Origin of the sequence: Wolbachia endosymbiont of Glossina morsitans morsitans, assembly GCF_000689175.1 — a bacterium.
In the GTDB taxonomy this organism is placed as follows: Bacteria; Pseudomonadota; Alphaproteobacteria; order Rickettsiales; family Anaplasmataceae; genus Wolbachia; species Wolbachia pipientis.
The window spans coordinates 1-1,173 of the sequence record NZ_AWUH01000107.1 but is presented as its reverse complement, the minus strand read 5'-3'; the positions used below and the strand labels follow the sequence as shown (position 1 = coordinate 1,173).

The following is a 1,173-nucleotide window of genomic DNA, read 5'->3' as shown; positions in this document are numbered from 1 at the left end:
TTTCAAGCGAGCGAAAAGCTTTCTGCAGCGACTCATTAAAAGTGCGGCCTATAGACATTACTTCTCCCACCGATTTCATGGAGGTTGATAATTCACAATTCGTCCCCTTAAAATTTCTCAAAATTCAAAAACGAGGAATTTTTAGTGACGATATAATCAATCACTGGTTCAAATGCAGCAGGTATAACTGGAGCGCAGTCATTACGTATTTCATCGAGCGAATAGCCAATAGCAAGTTTAGTTACAACTTTTGCAATAGGATAGCCTGTTGCTTTCGAAGCAAGTGCAGAGGAGCGAGAAACCCTTGGATTCATTTCAATTACAACGAGGCTTCCACCTTCTTTAGGGTTCACTGCAAACTGAACATTTGCACCACCGGCACTAACGTCAATTTCCCTCAGCACTGCTATAGATGCATTTCTCATTTGTTGATATTCAGCATCACGCAGAGTCAAAGCAGGAGCAACCGTAATACTATCTCCGGTGTGCACTCCCATTGGATCAACATTTTCTATCGAACAGACTATTATGCAGTTATCTTTACAATCGCGGATAACTTCCATTTCATACTCTTTCCAGCCGATAATTGATTCATCTATCTGAACTTCATTTATTGGCGAAATTTTGAGAGCACTTTCTGCGATATTGAAAAACTCCTCTTTATTATATGCTATGCCACTACCTGCGCCACCAAGAGTGAATGATGAACGGATGATTGCTGGTAATCCAACGTAGTCCAAAGCCTTTTTTATTTGTTCTTGATTTTTTATAATGATACTTTTGGGATATTTCAGTCCTATTCTATCCATGGACTGACGGAATAACTCTCTATCCTCTGTCTTTTTTTATTGCTTCTCTATTTACCCCTATTAATTCTACGTTGTATTTGTCTAACACTCCATCATCTGCAAGTTTTATTGCGCAATTGAGTGCTGTTTGCCCGCCCATTGTTGGCAATATTGCGTCTGGCCTCTCCTTAATTATAATTTTCTCTATGATTTCAGGCAGTACCGGCTCAATATAAGTTGCATCAGAGAATTCAGGATCTGTCATTATAGTTGCGGGGTTGGAGTTAACCAAAATGACTTTATAACCTTCACTTTTAAATACTTTACAGCTTTGCGTTCCGGAATAATCAAACTCGCACGCCTGACCTATAACTATTGGGCCTGC

1 pseudogene is annotated in these 1,173 nt (G+C 39.6%); it reads right to left on the bottom strand.

Going from position 1 to position 1,173, the window contains the following annotated elements:
* A pseudogene (carB, locus tag WGMM_RS02550) lies at positions 1–1,173 on the bottom strand (carbamoyl-phosphate synthase large subunit); the annotation flags it as partial.